General features: G+C 44.1%; 15 protein-coding genes, 1 tRNA gene and 1 pseudogene. 12 read left to right on the plus strand and 5 right to left on the minus strand.

Annotated features, from left to right (window positions below; genetic code table 11):
- Positions 1-2 precede the first annotated feature (2 nt).
- On the plus strand, positions 3-371 hold the full coding sequence (locus tag L0M98_RS12905; RefSeq protein ID WP_099290644.1) for a YccF domain-containing protein: 369 nt from the start codon (positions 3-5) through the stop codon (positions 369-371).
- Between the two features lie 156 nt (positions 372-527).
- Here the strand turns inward: L0M98_RS12905 and L0M98_RS12910 are convergent.
- The 3 genes and pseudogenes from L0M98_RS12910 to L0M98_RS12920 form a co-directional block, all read right to left on the minus strand.
- Positions 528-956 (minus strand): annotated as a pseudogene (locus L0M98_RS12910) (TlpA family protein disulfide reductase); the annotation flags it as partial.
- 173 nt (positions 957-1,129) lie between these two features.
- The gene (locus L0M98_RS12915) at positions 1,130-3,244 is read right to left on the minus strand and encodes a type IA DNA topoisomerase (protein WP_227216326.1); all 2,115 of its coding nucleotides are present in this window, start codon (positions 3,242-3,244) and stop codon (positions 1,130-1,132) included.
- A gap of 113 nt (positions 3,245-3,357) precedes the next feature.
- A complete protein-coding gene (locus L0M98_RS12920) occupies positions 3,358-4,494 on the minus strand; it encodes an OprO/OprP family phosphate-selective porin (protein ID WP_227216328.1) in 1,137 nt (378 codons plus the stop codon).
- Positions 4,495-4,683: 189 nt separating this feature from the next.
- On the opposite strand from L0M98_RS12920, the gene L0M98_RS12925 reads away from it, so the two are divergent.
- Positions 4,684-5,319 carry a lactate utilization protein gene (locus L0M98_RS12925; protein ID WP_227216330.1) on the plus strand — a complete coding sequence of 212 codons (636 nt, stop codon included), beginning with the start codon at positions 4,684-4,686 and terminating at the stop codon, positions 5,317-5,319.
- 2 nt (positions 5,320-5,321) lie between these two features.
- Complete coding sequence (locus tag L0M98_RS12930; protein WP_176554927.1) at positions 5,322-5,738, plus strand: acyl-CoA thioesterase; 417 nt, start codon at positions 5,322-5,324, stop codon at positions 5,736-5,738.
- 54 nt (positions 5,739-5,792) lie between these two features.
- On the opposite strand, the gene L0M98_RS12935 is transcribed toward L0M98_RS12930, so the two are convergent.
- Entirely contained in the window at positions 5,793-6,731 is a 939-nt protein-coding gene (locus tag L0M98_RS12935) for a DUF4595 domain-containing protein (protein ID WP_227216331.1), read from the minus strand.
- Between the two features lie 518 nt (positions 6,732-7,249).
- Between L0M98_RS12935 and L0M98_RS12940 the strand changes: the two genes are divergently transcribed.
- Together L0M98_RS12940 and L0M98_RS12945 are read left to right on the plus strand one after the other, a co-directional pair.
- Positions 7,250-7,324 (plus strand) — tRNA-Val (locus L0M98_RS12940).
- Positions 7,325-7,622: 298 nt separating this feature from the next.
- Complete coding sequence (locus L0M98_RS12945; protein WP_227216333.1) at positions 7,623-8,927, plus strand: tyrosine-type recombinase/integrase; 1,305 nt, start codon at positions 7,623-7,625, stop codon at positions 8,925-8,927.
- A gap of 325 nt (positions 8,928-9,252) precedes the next feature.
- Here L0M98_RS12945 and L0M98_RS12950 read toward each other — a convergent pair whose 3' ends face one another.
- On the minus strand, positions 9,253-10,140 hold the full coding sequence (locus tag L0M98_RS12950; protein WP_237961716.1) for an AraC family transcriptional regulator: 888 nt from the start codon (positions 10,138-10,140) through the stop codon (positions 9,253-9,255).
- A gap of 496 nt (positions 10,141-10,636) precedes the next feature.
- Here L0M98_RS12950 and L0M98_RS12955 point away from each other — a divergent pair, with 496 nt between their 5' ends.
- The 7 genes from L0M98_RS12955 to L0M98_RS12985 all read left to right on the plus strand — a co-directional run bounded on the left by L0M98_RS12955 (position 10,637) and on the right by L0M98_RS12985 (position 18,366).
- Positions 10,637-11,677 carry a FimB/Mfa2 family fimbrial subunit gene (locus tag L0M98_RS12955; RefSeq protein WP_227216336.1) on the plus strand — a complete coding sequence of 347 codons (1,041 nt, stop codon included), beginning with the start codon at positions 10,637-10,639 and terminating at the stop codon, positions 11,675-11,677.
- Between the two features lie 32 nt (positions 11,678-11,709).
- Positions 11,710-12,285, plus strand: a complete 576-nt coding sequence (locus L0M98_RS12960) for a DUF3575 domain-containing protein (RefSeq protein WP_227216337.1) — start codon at positions 11,710-11,712, stop codon at positions 12,283-12,285.
- Positions 12,286-12,294: 9 nt separating this feature from the next.
- On the plus strand, positions 12,295-13,812 hold the full coding sequence (locus tag L0M98_RS12965) for a DUF3868 domain-containing protein (RefSeq protein WP_227216339.1): 1,518 nt from the start codon (positions 12,295-12,297) through the stop codon (positions 13,810-13,812).
- Positions 13,813-13,830: 18 nt separating this feature from the next.
- Entirely contained in the window at positions 13,831-15,528 is a 1,698-nt protein-coding gene (locus tag L0M98_RS12970; RefSeq protein WP_227216341.1) for an Mfa1 family fimbria major subunit, read from the plus strand.
- Between the two features lie 88 nt (positions 15,529-15,616).
- Entirely contained in the window at positions 15,617-16,573 is a 957-nt protein-coding gene (locus L0M98_RS12975) for a FimB/Mfa2 family fimbrial subunit (RefSeq protein WP_227216343.1), read from the plus strand.
- Positions 16,574-16,808: 235 nt separating this feature from the next.
- Complete coding sequence (locus L0M98_RS12980; RefSeq protein WP_227216345.1) at positions 16,809-17,558, plus strand: DUF5131 family protein; 750 nt, start codon at positions 16,809-16,811, stop codon at positions 17,556-17,558.
- Between the two features lie 184 nt (positions 17,559-17,742).
- Entirely contained in the window at positions 17,743-18,366 is a 624-nt protein-coding gene (locus L0M98_RS12985; protein WP_227216347.1) for a hypothetical protein, read from the plus strand.
- The last annotated feature ends 144 nt before the right edge of the window (positions 18,367-18,510 follow it).

An 18,510-nucleotide genomic window follows, 5' to 3' on the forward strand; every position in this document is an offset into this window, starting at 1 on the left:
ACATGAAAATCTTAGGAAATATTATCTGGGTAGTCTTCGGCGGACTATTCATCGCCATTGAATACTTCGTTTCCAGCGTGGGACTATTCATCACTATTATAGGTATCCCTTTCGGGTTGCAAACCTTGAAACTCGGCGTGTTGGCACTATGGCCGTTCGGCAGCAAGGTTGTCGATATTCCACAAAGCAGCGGTTGTCTATCCTTTTTGATGAATGTCATCTGGTTCTTTATCGGCGGGATATGGATATTCCTGTCGCATATACTCTTCGGGGTAATCTTCTGCATCACCATCATCGGCATCCCCTTCGGTATGCAGCATTTTAAACTCGCAGGACTAGCCCTGACACCTTTCGGTCACGACGTGGAATAAGAAAAGCGGACCACATCCCTAAGGTCCGCTCATCTAAAAATGTCGCCAAGCGACAGAAATAAGTCTTAATTTAGAATTTAAAATTCAGAATTTAGAATGATAAACTCCGGCCCGTGCGGCTGAAATCAAAAATTTAAAATCTAAAATCTAAAATTATTAGATTCCTTTCAGTGCATTCAGTGTTTTTTCTGTTTCCGGATTCGAGGGGCGAGTCATTTTCGCATTCACTATCTTTCCCTTCTTATCCAAAAGTATAAAGCGAGGAATACCCGTAATAAGATAAGCCTTCATAAACTCCTGATCTCCACCATTATGCAATTGAACCCCGCCCAATTCTTTCTCTTTTACCATTTTTTCCCATGCAGCTTTATCCTTATCGCAAGAAATACTCACGAAAACAATTTTCTTGCCGTGCATCTTTTTCTCCAACTCCTTCAAATGAGGTAACTCTGCCTTACAAGGACCACACCACGTTGCCCACACGTCGATATAGACATATTTCCCTTTCAAATCATTCAAGGAAACTTCCTTGCCGTTAATATCCGTGTACTTGAAAACGGGTGACAGATCTCCGGCTTTCAACTCTCCTTTTTTCTCTTGGGCATTCACTCCCGCGAACACCAACAAAAGCAACATACAGGACAAATAATGTTTTAATCTCATTGTTTTCTTCATTTATGTTATCGTTTCACAAATCTAAAGAATAAAAACCGATAACACATCCTTGGAAAAAGGATTTAAGATAGATTTAATACACCCTATTTCTTATCCACGACCACCTTGCAAGTGTCGTCCAAACGCAAAACACCGCTAAACGTACTGCCATCCTCGTTTTTAAAACCGGTCAACACACCCGTTTTAGACTTTAACACCAACACCTCGACTTGCTTCGGTGTTAATTTTTTCCCAAAAAATTCCATGGGAATAAGAAAATCACATGACTTCCGGTACAAACTACACCCCCAAGCAGTCCGTCCCTTGATTACGTCGCCGTTCCCGCATTTCGGGCATTTCAGCACGACAGGCTCCGCGGGCTCCTTTTTCTTCCGGGGAGTTTTCTCCTTTTTCGGTTCATCCTTTTTCACTTCCTCGACCACCTCCACCGTGATTGCCTTCCGGGGCGAACATTTGACAACATGCACCAGCTCATTCACCATCACCTTCAACTCCTCCATAAAATCAGCAATCTGATAAGTCCCGTCCTCTATCATCCGCAACTTCTTCTCCCACTGTCCCGTCAATTCCGCCGACTTCAACAAATCATTCTGTATCGTGTCAATCAACTCCACTCCCGTTGACGTCGCCACCAGTCGCTTCTTATCCTTGCGAATATATCCCCGCTTTAACAACGTTTCGATAATACCCGCCCGCGTAGATGGTCGCCCAATCCCGTTCTCTTTCATCAAGTCCCGCAATTCCTCGTCCTCCACCTGTTTCCCGGCAGTTTCCATGGCACGCAACAAATCTGCCTCCGTGTAATACTTCGGCGGCTGCGTTTCTTTCTCCTGCAACTCCGGCGTATGTGGTCCTTTCTCCCCCACCTCGTACACGGGCAACACGTTCTCGTCACTCTGTTTGTTGGATGCCGCCGGAAACACCACCCGCCATGCAGGATTAATAATCTGTTTCCCGGTCGCCTTAAATTCATGTTCACCCACTTGCGCCATCACCGTTGTATTGGCAATCTCACAATCCGGGTAGAACACCGCGATAAAACGTCGGGCTACCAAATCATACACCCGCTTCTCGTCGGGCGTCATGTCATAACTGAACACCCCGGTAGGAATGATAGCGTGGTGGTCCGTGATTTTCTTATCGTTGAATACCTTCGCCGATTTTCGCAGCTTTCCCCCGTTCAATACAGGATCGACCAATGTTGCGTAAGGTTTTAACCCTTTCAGTATTCCCGAGGCCTTCGGGTATATATCATTCGGTAAAAAATTCGTGTCCACGCGGGGATAAGTCGTCAATTTTTTCTCGTAAAGCGACTGTATCACCTTCAACGTCGTGTCTGCCGAGAAAGCAAACTTCCGGTTACACTCCACCTGCAACAATGTCAAGTCGAACAATTTCGGGGGATGCTCCATTGCCTTTTTGCGTTCCGAGCTCTTGATTTCCAACTCCAAAGGCGTAATCTCCCGCATGAAGCCTTCCGCCTCCTCTTTCACCGTGAAACGTCCTTTCGTGTAAGAAAACCAACCTCCCCGGTAATCCGTCCGCACCTCCCAGTAAGTTTCGGGTTTGAACTGCTCTATCGCCTTTTGCCTATCCACGATCAACGCCAACGTGGGCGTCTGTACCCGCCCGATTGACAACACGTTTTTCCCGTTACCGTAACGCAACGTGTAGGCCCGCGTGGCATTCATTCCCAACAACCAATCGCCGATAGCCCTTGCCGAACCCGCCGCATACAACGTGTCAAAATCCTTCGCGTCCATCAACTTATCAAACCCCTCCTTGATTGCCTCTTCCGTCAACGACGAAATCCACAACCGTTTCACCGGAGCCTTGCACTTCGCCTTTGTCATCACCCACCGCTGTATCAACTCTCCCTCCTGTCCGGCATCACCGCAATTTATCACCATCTCCGCCCGATTGAACAACTCCTCGATAACAGCAAACTGCCGTTTAATCCCCTCGTCATCAATCAACTTGATTCGAAACGAGGACGGAATCATCGGCAGTACCGACAAATTCCAGAACTTCCACTTTTCCGTGTACTCGTGCGGTTCCTGTAACGAACAAAGATGCCCGAATGTCCACGTCACGCAATAGTCATTCCCCTCGAAATAACCATTCCGACGCACTTTGGCTCCCAACACCTCCGCAATCTCTTTCGCCACACTCGGCTTTTCCGCTATACAAACACGCATCGAATAATTTTAGATTTTAAATTTTAGATTTCACCCCACATTCCAACACTACTCCCCTTGCCGCCCGAAGCAATCCCTTCATTTTCAATTTTCAACTTTCAATTTTCAATTGTTTAGAAGCTCAACTGGATTCTCCCTTGAATCATACTAAACGTCTGTTTCCCTCCCTCTTGAGCATGTTTATCCAAACTCACCAGACTATAACTCATCTTTGCCGAAACGTATTTATTAAAATAATAAATACCACCGACAGACAAGTCATTTTGCTTGCCCCCCATGATTCCGGCATCTTTATCGTTCATATTCGTGATATTATAACGACACAAAAGCTCCAAGCACTTTTCTCCCGGGGCAACCGCCATACCACTCTCTTTATTATAAGCGTAACGCCCGTTCAACAAAGCATAACCGACCTGCGCGTACCAACCGTCGCCATTATAATTCTCCACTGCCGCCCGACGATTCACGTGAGCCAACAAGTATTCGCTCTGCACGTACCATTTATCAAGCACCATGACAACCTCCGCACCGAACCGCCATTCATTGATAGCATCCGTCACGTCGGCACGCAAAAACTTCTCCGGAATCAAATTGGAAGGAGCCCCGGCAGAATACACCACCTTACTCTCCTCCGCATCCCCCAACGCGCTAAACCGGGAAGAAAACCCGATATGCATCACGTCTTCGCCATTCAGATAAGGACGATACAGCACCCGCCCCGACAAAGCATATCCCTCGTCACCTTTCTCCGTGTTATCCACATCTTTATCGCTAAATACCCCGGCAGAAATATTCAAGAGGTCGACATTGTACGTGTAACTCGCTCCCAACTTACGACGGTCGCCGAAAGCGATTCCGGTCACTGCCGCCCCGTTGAACTTCATATCCGAACTCCCGATGCGATACTCCAACGAGTAAGGTTCAAAAAAATGTCCCACCCGGAACAGATTCTTCCCGTCACGGTATTCTATAAAAATATCTTTCATGGATACTTTGCTCTTGGCAAATCCCACTTCAATCTTCCCCGTCCAACGCTCAAGGAAACGCACCACCGTCCCCAGCCTCAAATCATACACCTCCGCAGCATTTCCCAACGAGGTCTTATCACTAAAAAACACTCCCCCGTCAAACAACGCCCGACCAATCAAACGTGCCTCAAAATCCCCTTTCTCAGACTTCAACGCCAACTGCGCGAAAACTCCCGTGTAACAAGCCACCAAAAGTAAAAGCAAAAACACTTTCCTCATCATCAAGGTTTTAATTGATTAATAATTCATTTCAGAACAGAATATCTCTCGCAAAAATACAAAAAAATCAACGATTCACTATCTTTGTTACTTCAAACACAATAACGTGTCCGGCATACAAAAAGTTGCATTACATCTTGTAACATCTTGAGTAAAAAGCTCTACGGGCGAAAACAATAAAAAAACGACTCTATGGAAAAAGAAATCATAACCCGCACGATAAAAGCCTTGGAAAGCAACCATTTCGAGGTTTATTACGCCGAAAACCGGGAAGAAGCAAAAGAAATTTTCTTCAAGGAGATTTTCGAGAAAATAAAACCCGCCACCGTGTCGTGGGGAGATTCCATGACCATGAAAGCCACTGGCGTTTTGGACGAGATCGCCAATAATCCCGAATGCATCCTCATCCGCACCTTTCAAGAAGGATATAGCCGGGCACAAAAAACTTACTGGCGTCGCCAAGCCCTCCACGCCGACCTGTTCCTCACGGGCACGAACGCCCTCACGCAACAAGGACAACTTGTCAATATCGACATGGTAGGCAACCGGGTAGCGGGACTCACTTTCGGCCCCGAGTACGTCGCTCTTTTTATCGGTACCGACAAAATTGTCGAGAACATCGAGCAAGCCATGGAACGCATCCGCACCGTGGCAGCACCATTGAATGCCATCCGTCACACGAACCTGCATACTCCTTGCCAGAAAACCAAAACCTGCATGAATTGCCAGAGTGCCGACCGGATATGCAACACGTGGACCATTACAGAGAAATCATTCCCGCGGAAACGGGTAAAAATCATTCTTATCAACGAATCGTTAGGCTTATAATCATGAGAGAATTTGAATTTGAAATAGAAATGAAAGTACGGGACTACGAATGCGACCTGCAAGGCGTGGTAAATAATTCCAACTACCAGCACTACATGGAACATGCCCGTCATGAATTTTTGGAAACCACCGGAACCAGCTTTTCCGCCCTGCACGACCAAGGCATCGACGTCATGGTCGCCCGTATAGACATCTCCTACAAACACCCGCTTCGGGGCAGTGACCGTTTTGTCGTGAAAGTCGCCTACGAAAGGGAAGGAGTCAAACTGGTATTCTTTGAAGACATCTACAAGCTCCCGGAACAAACGCTGTGCGCGAGAGGACGAATTGAAGCCATTTGCCTTCAAAACGGCAAACTCACCCGCGGCGAACTTTTCGACACGATATTTATCGACAAAGTAAAAAAGAAACAAGAATAAAAAAACGAGTATCCACGTTCAAAAATGGATACTCGTTTCCAAAATTTCTAAAAACTACTTTCTACCACGGTGACGCATAAAGAATGAACGGAAGTTCAAACTCTTGGCATCAGAATTATCCTCGAACACTGAAGACCGTCCTAAAGAATCATCTTCATCATAGGTGATATAAGAATAATTATGCGGTATTCCATCGACACGCTCCGTTGCAATGGTCCCATCTGAATTGAAAGAGTATGTCATATTACTGTCATCCGTCCCCTCGTTTTCGTATCCATCCGAATCTTTCTCGTACCACTCCTCCGTGTATGAAACCGGGAAATAAGACGATGCCTTTCCCAGCATACCGACATACGCGAAAATATATGCATCCTCCATGTCCAGAACGTCTGCTAATCCCACAGTGTATTGCCCCAGTTCATTTTTCTGGTCGCCATACTCAATCGTGTAAGTGAAACCGGCTTCCGACTTCTCACCATCCTCCGTATCCGTCTCCTTGGTCACGACCTTAACCAAGTTTCCGTTTTTCCACGTGTAGGTTGCGTTATAAGTCCCCTTATAAGAATAACTTTCCCCGTCTTCCTTAGCACTCTCGCTAGAAGATTCCAAATAAGACGTTAGCTGACCATCTCCGTCATAAGAAAAAGAAATCTCTCCACTTCCTTTATAACTACCATCTTCATCTTTATAATCCCACGATGCTTTAATACTTTTGATATATCCCTTACCGGTAAACGACACTTTAGCCTCCTCGTCATCAGAGATTAAAATTCCCTTGTCATAATCAATCTCTCCCAACACATAAGAACCGCTTTTAACTTGAATACAGCGACCGTTGTCATCATACACGAAAGAGTAATTCCCGACTTTGGAAGGTAATTTCCCGGCGTATGTCATCGTCGGCCCTTGCGGAGTTTTGTCATCATCATCATCACTACAAGCTGCAAATAAGCACATTACCATGGCTATTATTGCCCATAACAAATTTTTCATCTTTCTTTTCGTTTAAGAATTATAAAATAATCAGTTCGCAAAATTAAGCAAGCTCACAAAAAAAATCAAGTCCTCAAATTCGTTTTTTAATATATCAATTCATATTTTTAAATTATCGGACAATTCTCATATTTCTGCCACTTTATGCTCCAAATAGTATATTCATACCCTATTCCTAAAGTTCTACTACCTCTACACGGTCACAGGTAGCTTATCTCCCGCTTACATCACCGTTACCGATAGGTGATGCAAGTAAGATATAATCGTCCGGTAAGTTTCATGAGATATTATTACGGTAGGATAACCTTGGGATATTCGGAAGAATCTGATATAACTGATACCTCCACTCGACAAATATTCAACACATTACATCGCTTCTTACACATAAAAGTTCACTCTTTTCTCAATTCCTCTGTTCCTAAAAAATTATCTTTATCTATTTTTCTTGGAAAAAATATTTCGAATCTTTTGCAGTATTCAAAAAATGCACTACATTTGCATCCGCAATCAAGCAACACGGGCGCTTAGCTCAGCTGGTTCAGAGCATCTGGTTTACACCCAGAGGGTCGGGGGTTCGAATCCCTCAGCGCCCACAAAGAGGTTCATAATGAACCTCTTTTTTATTTCCCCCATTTTGGAACAACTGGAAAATCTGTTTTTCTCACATACAGATTTTCCTATTGAACCCCTAAAATTATCGGGATTTACACAACTTTCGATACACTCTTTAAAATTCACCCTCCGGTATCCCTCGCCAATCTGTTTACAAAAAACGACAAAATGTTTGCAATTTGTGCATCTTCATCAAAAAGAGAGGGTACTGCCGCTCGGGTATCTCGTTTTTTGTTGTTCGGTAAAGTAATTTTGTGCTAAATTAAAAAATGAAGAAACATGGCAAGTATAAATTTAGTATACCGAACCTCGACAAAAGAGGGATATCATCCGGGAAGCCTAGCTCTGCGCCTAATTCACGACAGGCAAGTCAAAACGATAACATTGAAAGGATGTCGACTTTACCCGGATGAATGGGACAAAGCATCACAAACCGTTGTATTCCCGAAAGACAATCCCGGACGAGTGACATATCTAGAAAAAGTAGAAACAAGGATAAATAACGAAACCAACCTCATCTACGGTTTCATTCTGGCTCTCGAGGATAAGGGGCGTTACACTCTTGATGACCTGCTGAAAATATACTACCGGAAAAATAGAAAATATACATTGCTCGGGTATGTTAAAAGCTTGGTCAAGGTCATGGAAAACCGCGGGCAGAAACGAACAGCACGGGCTTACCTCACCGTTACCCGCGGACTGATTCGTTTCAGTGGAGATGAAAACATGTCACTCGACAAGATCAATTCCCGCTTAATCAAGGATTTTGAAACTCACCTTAGAGAAAAAGAGAGACTACCCAATACTATCTCGTATTACACGCGGAACCTTCGGGCAATATTTAATAAAGCCGTGGCCGATAAATTGATCGTTTCACGGAAAAACGAGCATCCTTTCGCCATGGTTTTTACCGGCGTGGTAAAAACCATGAAACGAACGCTCTCGCTTGATGAAACCCGGAAGCTGCTTGATTTGGATCTTGATGGACTAGCAAAAAAGAAGGGGATGGGTAGTAGCCAGCAAGCTTACTTGAAACGGTTGTCCACGAGCCTTCGTTATTTCAGTTTCTGTCTCCACGCGAGGGGCATGTGCTTCGTGGACATGGTATACTTGAAAAAAACGAACATCGAGAGCGGTTTTATTCGCTACACCCGTAAGAAAACCGGGCAACAAATTGAAGTCCGCATCACACCTTGGATGCAAACTATTATCGACAGCTTTAAAGAAGAAACTGTCGGTTCTCCTTACGTCTTCCCGGTTATTCGAGACACGAGAAAATCAGCTTTCTTGCAATATGAAAGCGCCACGAGGGCACAAAACAACAGGCTGAAAAAACTGGCTGCACTGGCCGGGATTCACAAAAAAATCAGTACCCACTGGGCACGCCATACATGGGCTAACGTGGGGAAATCGATACATTTGCCAACTACCGTCATCGGGGAAGGACTGGGGCACACATCAGAAAACACCACGCTTATCTATCTGGCAGGACTGAACAATTCCGTGCTTGACGAGGCAAATGACCTTATCGCACTGGCGATAAACAGTCACCGGATCAATGCGCCCTCGATGACGCGGGTATAGCGGAAAACAAGGCTCATCACATGTTAAAAACTATCGTCCCTGCCGGGAATACCGACGGGCGGGAAGAGTGTTGCTAAAAAAAAATTACCGGAAAGAACCGGATGAGAAATATTCATATTCAAGCGATTCCGAATATTAAATTAACCGAGTAGGATAAAAAAAACAAAAAAAATACCTACATTTGTCTCATGAAAAGTATTGACATGCCACTTCTGACACTTTGCAAGTGTCAGAAGAATTGAAGCAAAGTATATCATAATCCGACTGCAAATATAAACTTAAAATTTCATTTAATAGTTATCAAAAAATACATATTTGTTTACAATTATTGCCCATCAGTATGATTTGTCGCCCTTATACCCGTCGGGGTATTGCCAATTTCCGTTTTGCAGAACCTCGTTAACTGTGACACGTTGTTGAACCCGTTTTCAAAAGCGATCTGTTTCACGAGTTTCCTCGTCGACAGCAATTGCTGCCGGACAATATTGGCTCGTTCCTCTTTCACCCACTTGTAAGGGGTCTGCCCGAACACGGACTTGAATCTCGACATGAACTGCCGGGGCGTCAAGTGCATTGCCAACGCCATTTCTTCCACGCTCCGGCACCCGTGACAGTGTAACCGAACCTGTTCTGAAAAAATCGTGTCCTTACTAAGCACGAGATAGAAAAAATCGTGTATCTCCTCTCGCGAGTAATATACCCTAAGCAGCAGGAAAAACTCCTTGATTTTCAAATCAAAATACCCCCGACACTTGATCCCGTCCGACAGGCTGTCCCGAACCCTGTCCAGTAAATGCGACACGCGGGCGTTTATCTCCAAAACGCTATAATCGCGCGTCGCCCGTTTACGATTACCCTTGACTTTCCTCTCGGTCGCGTATAGTTTTTCCAGCGAGAAATTATCACACAAACGAGCCGGGACAAGCACCCGGAATATTATCACTTCCGCGGGTTGTAACGCCCGGAACGAGTAGCGTCTACCCGCGGGCAGAAACAACATTTGTCCTTTCATTCCCTCGAAAGGAAGGTTACCGGAAACGAACCGCACCCGTCCTTCCATGAAAAAGACGATTTCGTTACTCGATACACGCCAGTCTCCTTCATCCTCTTTCGCGATTCTCACCAGTTCTATGACCGGTTTTCCAGCCTTGTCCGGCTTGTCAAAGTAACGGCACCGCTCGTGTTCATGTCTATTCACTATCTCCATAATCATTTAATAAACAGGTGTTTTACTAATGTTTCATTTTTTCAGGTACTGGAACGCGGTGATGACTTGTTGTAAATCCTCATCTCCTCGTGCCCGGTAAAAGATTTTACCCGCCTGTTTACCGGGAAGACACCGTGTCCTGTTTTACCAAAAATGGACTTCCGCCGTTTTCGTTAAATATAAAAACGTGTAACCAATTTAAAACAAGCAATAACCTCCAGTCCCATATCGCCGTCTGACATTTGCAAAGTGTCAGAAGAATCGAAGTCAAGAGAATGGTAAAATAAAATACATAACAAGTATGAAGATTATTTCAGGTAACTATCAGGCTAATTTGAATCTCTTGGGAAAACGTAGCCGAAGTCTTGGAACAACAAGTGATATCTTACAATATAAAGATAGGATAAAACATTTATTATAAATGGATTAATTGGGGCATAAAATCAATTTACACGGAGCGAATGAATAAAAAAACATCCATCTTTTTATCAGTATATTATGCTTGTTTGCTTCATGCATAGGCGAACGCTTGAACCCGGAAGAGACGGATGAAGCGACGGCATATCTACTCGTACGGGGAGGTGATTCGCGAGACACAGATCCGTTGGACAACGAAATAAAGACTCTTCGAATACTTGCTTTCCGTGTAAACGGACAATGCGCGAGTAATGTATTATATAATACGACTTTGGATGAACCAATTCAACATCCCATAAATGACGGTATATATAATTTCGTGTTTTTAGCTAACGAACCGACATTAAAGGATGTTCAGAATGCATTGAAGCAGGTACACACTTATACCGATTTGGACAACATCACGTATCCGGAATCGGTTTTTCGTTCGGATGTTCCGATTCCGATGTTTCAAGAAATAAAAAATATTGAAATCCTCGCCGAGCGGGGTAAGGCGAAGGTCGACGAACATCTTGAACAAAACTCATTATCACTTAAACTCAAGAGGCTTGCTTCACGGGTGGATATCGTGTTGGAAGCAGAGGAAGACATGACAAATTATTTTACCGGAATTACTTTTTCCGGTATTCCGGACGGAATCAAATTGATGTCGGACGATAACGGGACTATCAATAGAACTAAAACCCGTAAATATACATTGGACGATAACTCAGATGCGATAACCGAAGAACAAAAAGAGCGTGGAATCGCGTGGGTAAAGAAAATCACCCGCCTTATCCTTCCTTTCAACAATTTTACCCCGGTAGACGACGCTACCAAGGCTTTTGAATTGACGATAGACATGAATGGCCGCAATAGCCTTTCCTGTAAACTGAAGAGCGAAACAGAAAGCGTGAATGGTGATACGAAGAACAACTACACGCTACCTTTAAATTCACGCCTCTCGCTTACAGGTGTGATTAAGGTTATCAATGAATCGGATATCGCACACGAGGAGGAAGAGCGGATCTCGCGGAACGGGGATAACGATTCGGATACCGTGAGAAATGCATACGTCTCAACCCAAGAAGGAAAAACTCAAAAAATAAAGTTTCATATAACGCGGGCCGCGATAAGACACGAATAGATTGGATATAGATTAATGATAAATGAAGAATAATGAAGAAAGTACAACTGATACTTATTGTTTTGCTAACCTGTTGCGTGCTACCGAAGGTGCAAGCCCAGAAAATCGGTATAAAAAGTAACTTGCTGTATGATGCGACCACAACGTTTAATCTTGGGTTGGAGTATGGTTTTGCCCGGAAATGGACATTGGATATTCCGGTGAACTATAACCCGTGGAAATTCAGTGACGGTACACGTTTGCGGCATTGGGGCATTCAACCGGAGATTCGTTACTGGTTCTGCGAACGCTTCCGGCGCACGTTTGTCGGGCTACACGGGCATTACGCGGACTTTAATGCAGGAGGTTTCCCCGATTGGTCTTTTATCAGCAAGAATATGCGACAGAACCGTTACGAGGGGCATCTTTACGGGGCCGGAGTTTCAGTGGGACACGCGTGGATTCTAAAAAAACGCTGGGGACTCGAGGCTACCGTCGGGTTGGGATACGCTCGTGTCGTTTACGACAAATATCCTTGCGCGGAATGTGGTTCAATGATTAAGTCAGGTAACAAAAACTATTGGGGCCCCACGAAAGTTGGCATTTCATTAATCTACTTAATAAAATAAAGCATGAGAATGATTACACGATATATAACCTTCGCGGCAGTAGTTTTCCTGTCTGGAACTTTAACTACCGTTGCCCAGTCAAAACCCTCCTATAACGGGACGATAAAAGTTGCCCCGGTACGAGTGTTACAGTCCGGAGAAACGCTACACGTGGAAATGGAGTTTATCCTCAACCATGTTAAAGTTCGGTCGGCGGGAGCCGTGGATTTGATCCCGCGACTGGTGTCGTCCACCGATACGCTGGAACTACCGCGTGTTTCTCTCAAAGGACGTAACGAGTATTCGAATTACGAGCGTGTACGATCTCTGATGAGTAAAGCCGAACAGGCCGCTTATCTCGTTCCTTACCGGGTAGAAAAAAGTGTTAAGGTTGAAAACCGTACAATTCAATACAGATACACGTTACCTTACGAGTCATGGATGGCCGGAGCCCGTCTGGTGGTTCAACGCGATGAATGCGGGTGTGGCGAGATCGCCTTGATGGATATAGTGGACGTGGATACGGTAACTTTGGAAGTGATACCCGTACCTTATCAAGTGACTCCCTATATGGCGTACGTCCAACCGGTTCCGGAACCGGTCAAGCACCGCGAAAAACAGGCAGAAACGTTCCTCGATTTTGTGGTGAATCAAATCGTGATTCGTCCGGATTACATGAACAATCCCAAGGAACTGGCAAAGATTCATGCCTTGATCGATGAACTACGTGTTGATACGAATATCACGATCAACCGCTTGGATATCATCGGCTACGCTTCACCGGAGGGATCTCTCGCCAATAATAAACGTTTATCCGAGGGACGGGCATTGGCATTAAAAAATTATCTGGCAAGTCGTTACACGTTCCCGACTTCCCTTTACCATATTGTTTTCGGTGGTGAAAACTGGGATGGGTTAAGAAAAGCGTTAGCGGGCCTGCACGTGGAATACAAGAGTGAAGTAGAAACCGTTATCAATTTCTATGACGGGCAGGAAAGAAAGAACCGTTTGAAGAGTTTGCACGGCGGAGAACCTTATCGTTATTTGCTCCGGAATATTTACCCTTCTTTGCGTGTGGCGATTTGTAAAGTGGAATATCATGTCAAGAATTTCAATGCTGAAGAGGCCCGGGAAGTGATCAAGGTACGCCCGCAGAACTTGAGTCTGAATGAAATGTATCTGGTGGCGAACACCTACCCGAACGGGTCTCAAGAATTTATAGATGTGTTCGAGACGGCCGTGCGATTATTCCCGGAGGACGATATAGCCCGCCTGAACGCGGCAGCCGCTGCCCTTTCTCGCGGAGACACGATAACAGCGGGGCGTCACATGGAACAGGTGAAACAAAAAGAATTGCCGGAGTACGCTAACGCGGCGGGAGTACTGGCGCTTCTCAAAGGGGATTATGTTACAGCCGCACAATACCTTCAGACAGCCATGAATGCCGGACTTGAAGTCGCTGGTAAGAATATGAAAGAACTTGAAAAGAAAAGAATGAATGCTATTGAAATAAATTCAAGAGTGAATCACAAACAAACCAATCAGTAATAATTAAATTTTGTAACGATGAAGAAAATGTATTTTTGGGCAGCAGCACTAATATTGTTGTTTGCCGCGTGTAGTAAAGATCAGGTTAACGTGGATGATGACGATGGCATCGTGACGAGTCTGACCGGTGATGCTTGGGTGTCTGTAAGCATCGCGAGCAAATCGCAGGGAAGAGCGTTGCATGACCCGAATCAGCAAACGGGTACCAAGGCTGAAACCAACGTGGAAGAAGTCCGGGCGATATTCTTTGATGAAGATGAAAAAGTGACAGAGGATAAAATACTGTCTACCGAAGAAGCCGGAAAACCCGGACAAACGCAAGGCAATTCCGGAAAAGCATTTAAAGTCCCCGCGAAATCCAAAAGAATTTTAATCATTGCCAATCCGGCTAACAATTTGCCTGCAAAAGGGAGTTTTACAGATTTCGCAACCTTTAACGAGGCTCTTAACGAACTTAATGTCAACAATGTATCTACCACAGATAAGTTTATGATGACGAATGCCAAAGGTGGTTTGGAGCCTTCATACGAGTATGGAAGTGATAAAGACTTAGTCCTTTACAATTCGGCTGAAAAAGCCCAAGCACGACCTTTATCGATTCGTGTAGACCGGGTTGTGTCAAAAGTAAGGGTACGCTTGGAAGCAGAAATGATACCGACCCGTGCTCATGACCCCAACACGACTTCACCTAATGTTAGTGATTATGCTGAAATCTATCAGCCGGAATGGGTTTTGAACGTGACGAATAAATGGTATTTCCCCGTGTCACAACGAACCCCAACATGGGCTGAAGATAATAATAACTTATACGAATCTCCTTACGATCAATACGAACTCGGTTCTTACAGGAAAGATCCCAATTATGATACACAGGTCGATCCGACCGTAAATAAGTCCGACTATGATAAACAGTATCATTATTATTATAACGCAGCCGAGGTGGCTAATACTATTCCTTGGAAATCGGCAAACGTAGGGAACGAGGAGTGCGAATATTGTTTGGAAAACACCCAGACGAAAACACATAACATGTGGGCTTACACGACACAAGTATTATTTAAAGTTGTTTTCTCTCCGCATGGTATGGAATTACCCAACGGTGAAGGTTTGTATACAGAAACGGACGATGAAGGAGGAGGTTATATTGTTGACGATGGTGCTTTAAGACGTGGAGAAGATTGGATCATGTACGACGGAGGTTTCTATACATGGGGGTTATTGATGCTGTATATCGAGAAAGAGATGGAAAGTAAATATCTCGATGAAAATGCAGATATGATTAATACGCCTATCGCCAACGCGTTGAACGCTTATTTGAAAGCCATCGGGTTGACCGAAGTAGATATCCCTGCCAGCGATGGAAACGAGTGGACTCAAATTAATCAAGTTGTTGACGCTTTCAAAGCTCATAAAGATGCTGTAAAGACTCACGGTGCAGCCCGTCACGGGAGTATAACTTACTATAAAGGCGGTGTGAGTTATTACCCGATCATGATCAAACATGATGACACGGAAGACGCGGATAATGAACTCGGAGAATTCGGCGTCGTTCGTAACTCTGTTTATGATATAAGAATAACCAAAGTAAATAACCCGGGCTACCCGACGATACCAGACCCGAATCCCGGTATCCCGGACGAAAGTGAAGCAGTAAACTTGTCTGTCAAGATTGATATTAATCCTTGGACTTGGTATAGCCAATCGTTAGAATTATAATTAAATCTGATGACCTGTCATTCGTGGGGAGCGCTCCCCACGAATTTACTCCTTTTGAAATAGAGAAAATATATTAAAAAAGAAAGATATGAAGCTCGGAAGTCATATAAACTTATTTATTCTCGGAATCCTGATGATTAGTTCCGGGATATTCGTGTCCTGCGATGCCTTTAATGAAAGCTTACCGGAATGTCGTTTGTTCGTCAAGTTCAAGTATGACTACAATATGCAATCTGTTTGCTCTTTCCACAAGCAAGTAGATAAAGTGGAGCTTTATGTTTTTGACAAAGATGGTAAATTCCTTTTCCAACAAGCAGAAGAAGGGGAACCATTGACAACGGGGAACTACCTGATGAACGTGGAACTACCTGTCGGAGAATACAAACTGATGGCTTGGGCCGGTGTTCACGATTCATACGACCTTCCCGAGTTAGCTCCGGGAGCGTTAATCTCGACATTGGAGTTAAAATTAAAACGGGAAGCTTCTCTCGTGATAGACAAAGAATTGGAACCGCTTTGGTATGGGGAAATCATGGATGTTCATTTCACGGGAGAAACAAACCAAGTGGAAACAATTAACTTGATAAAAAACACGAATAAAATATCGTTTATCTTCCAGTTCCTCTCGAACGACGATCCGTTGAACTTGAACGACTACGAGTACGAAATCATAGAATCGAACGGGTATATGAATCATCTGAATCAATTGAAGGAGGACGACGTGCTTAGCTATCATCCTTATTACAAGGAGCAAATGAGCACTTCTGCCGTGAGATTGGGATTGAATACCATGCGATTGATGAAAGAACGGCAAAACCGCCTTGTCGTGACAGAGAAAGCGACTGGCGAGAAGGTGTTTAATGTCAGTCTTTCCGATTATTTCGCCAAGACACAGGAGCCCGGAAGCACATGGGATACACAAGAATACTTTGACCGCCAAGACGCGTGGCATATCGTTTTCTACCTCAACGCTTCATGGGTAGCAGTAAAAATCAACATCAATGGCTGGACTTGGTATTCTCAAGAAGAAATTGATGAACTCTAAGGGTATACTTCCGCCAAAAAAACCAAAAGGCAAGGAATATCTCCCTCCTACTTTTCAAGATACTCCATCAATCTTAAACCCGCGTATATTCCAAGAGTTCAATTTAGATTTACACACCTTCGAAGACACAATCTTCCGTTTTTAATGATTACTTTTGCATCATGTATCAGCTTGTACAACAATAAAAACATATAATGGCTCAGCATGACGGCAAGAATACATAAAAATCGGACAAATGACAAAGAACGCTATCGAATCGAAATCAAAAATGTGGAACCCGTGGCATGGCTGTCATAAACTGAGCGCGGGATGCAAGCATTGCTATGTTTACCGGGGCGACTCGAAACGAGGTATAGACAGCAGCATCGTCACCAAAACCAAGAGCTTTGACTTACCCACCTTGAAAAAACGAAACGGAGAGTATAAAATTCCCCCGGGGACACTGGTTTACACGTGTTTCACGTCCGATTTCTTTCTCGAAGATGCCGACGAATGGCGTGCAGAAGCATGGGAAATGATACGCTCCCGGAATGATTTAAGCTTTATGATTATAACCAAACGCATCGACCGTTTGCAAGCATCCCTGCCCGATGACTGGGGCGACGGATACGATCATGTAACCATCTGTTGCACTGTCGAAAATCAGGACAGGGCGGATTACCGTTTACCAATCTACAAAACCGCCCCGATAAAACACAAAATCATTATCTGCGAACCACTCTTGGAACGAATCGACCTGACACCATACAATATCGGCTCATGGATCGAGCAGGTTGTAGCGGGTGGGGAATCCGGCAACGAAGCCCGTTCCTGCGATTTCGATTGGATAATGGCACTACACGATATATGCGCGGAGCAAAATGTTTCGTTCTGGTTCAAACAAACCGGAGCCAAATTCTTGAAAGACGGAAAATTATACTCCATCAACTACCGCCAACAACATTCCCAAGCCCGAAAAGCGGGAATAAACTTCAGTGCGGAATAGGGACACGAGCCAGTGCGGGAACTAACTTCAGAAAAACAAAAAAAGACAACGTGATAAATAAGGATGTTTTTGGAACACACGTGTTTATATTTTTCATACATTTGTTCAGCAGGATGCGATATAGAATATCATCTGTTATTCGGGAGGGGGTGAACACATTCATAAACAATTAAATTCTTGAATTATGAAACGACTGATGTTTATATACTTGATTCAAGTTCTGGTAGCGGGATACACTTTCGCGCAAGAGAAAACATTACCCCGCAAGGATTCTCTCGAATCCGACATCAAAGCAACACGCATGAACCCCGTGAATAAAGACACGCTTCGGAATGAACAATTGAATATCATGACATTCGACAAAAAGCCTTTCCAAAAATCAAAGGAAACACACAAATTTGATTTTGCCACGTCCTACATCATGGGCAAGGAGATGCCTATTAACCTTAATAAAAATCTATCCCTTGCCAAATTTAACCTCATTGAAAAACCGAATGTCAATTTCAAGGTAAAACCGGTACAACAACAAATCTATTTTTTCGCCATATACGATTGTGTTCCTATACCCGCCTACCTGATGAACACGACAAAAGAACTACAACCTCATAGAGATCTGTTCGCCCATGAACTTCGAACTATCGGGTATCAACCATGGAGCTATGATCAAGATTCCCCCGCAATACTTTTTTTCTTTCTCAGAAAAAACAAACACGTCAAAGGATGGGGATGGCATCATTCAGATCCTCTTGATAATCAATACAGAAACAACATACCTACAAATCAAACGAAACCCGGACACCGCCCGTAACGATAAATACCGACGGGCGAAAGGATTAGCAGAAGGAGAAACGAGAGAGCTTCACGAATTAACTTATCAACATTAGCCACTTAAAGAAAGGGACTGTCTAACAAGTTTTAGACAGTTCTTTTTTTTTGTAAAAATAAGGCTTTC

Source organism: Butyricimonas sp. DFI.6.44, assembly GCF_022132345.1.
In the GTDB taxonomy this organism is placed as follows: Bacteria; Bacteroidota; Bacteroidia; order Bacteroidales; family Marinifilaceae; genus Butyricimonas; species Butyricimonas muris.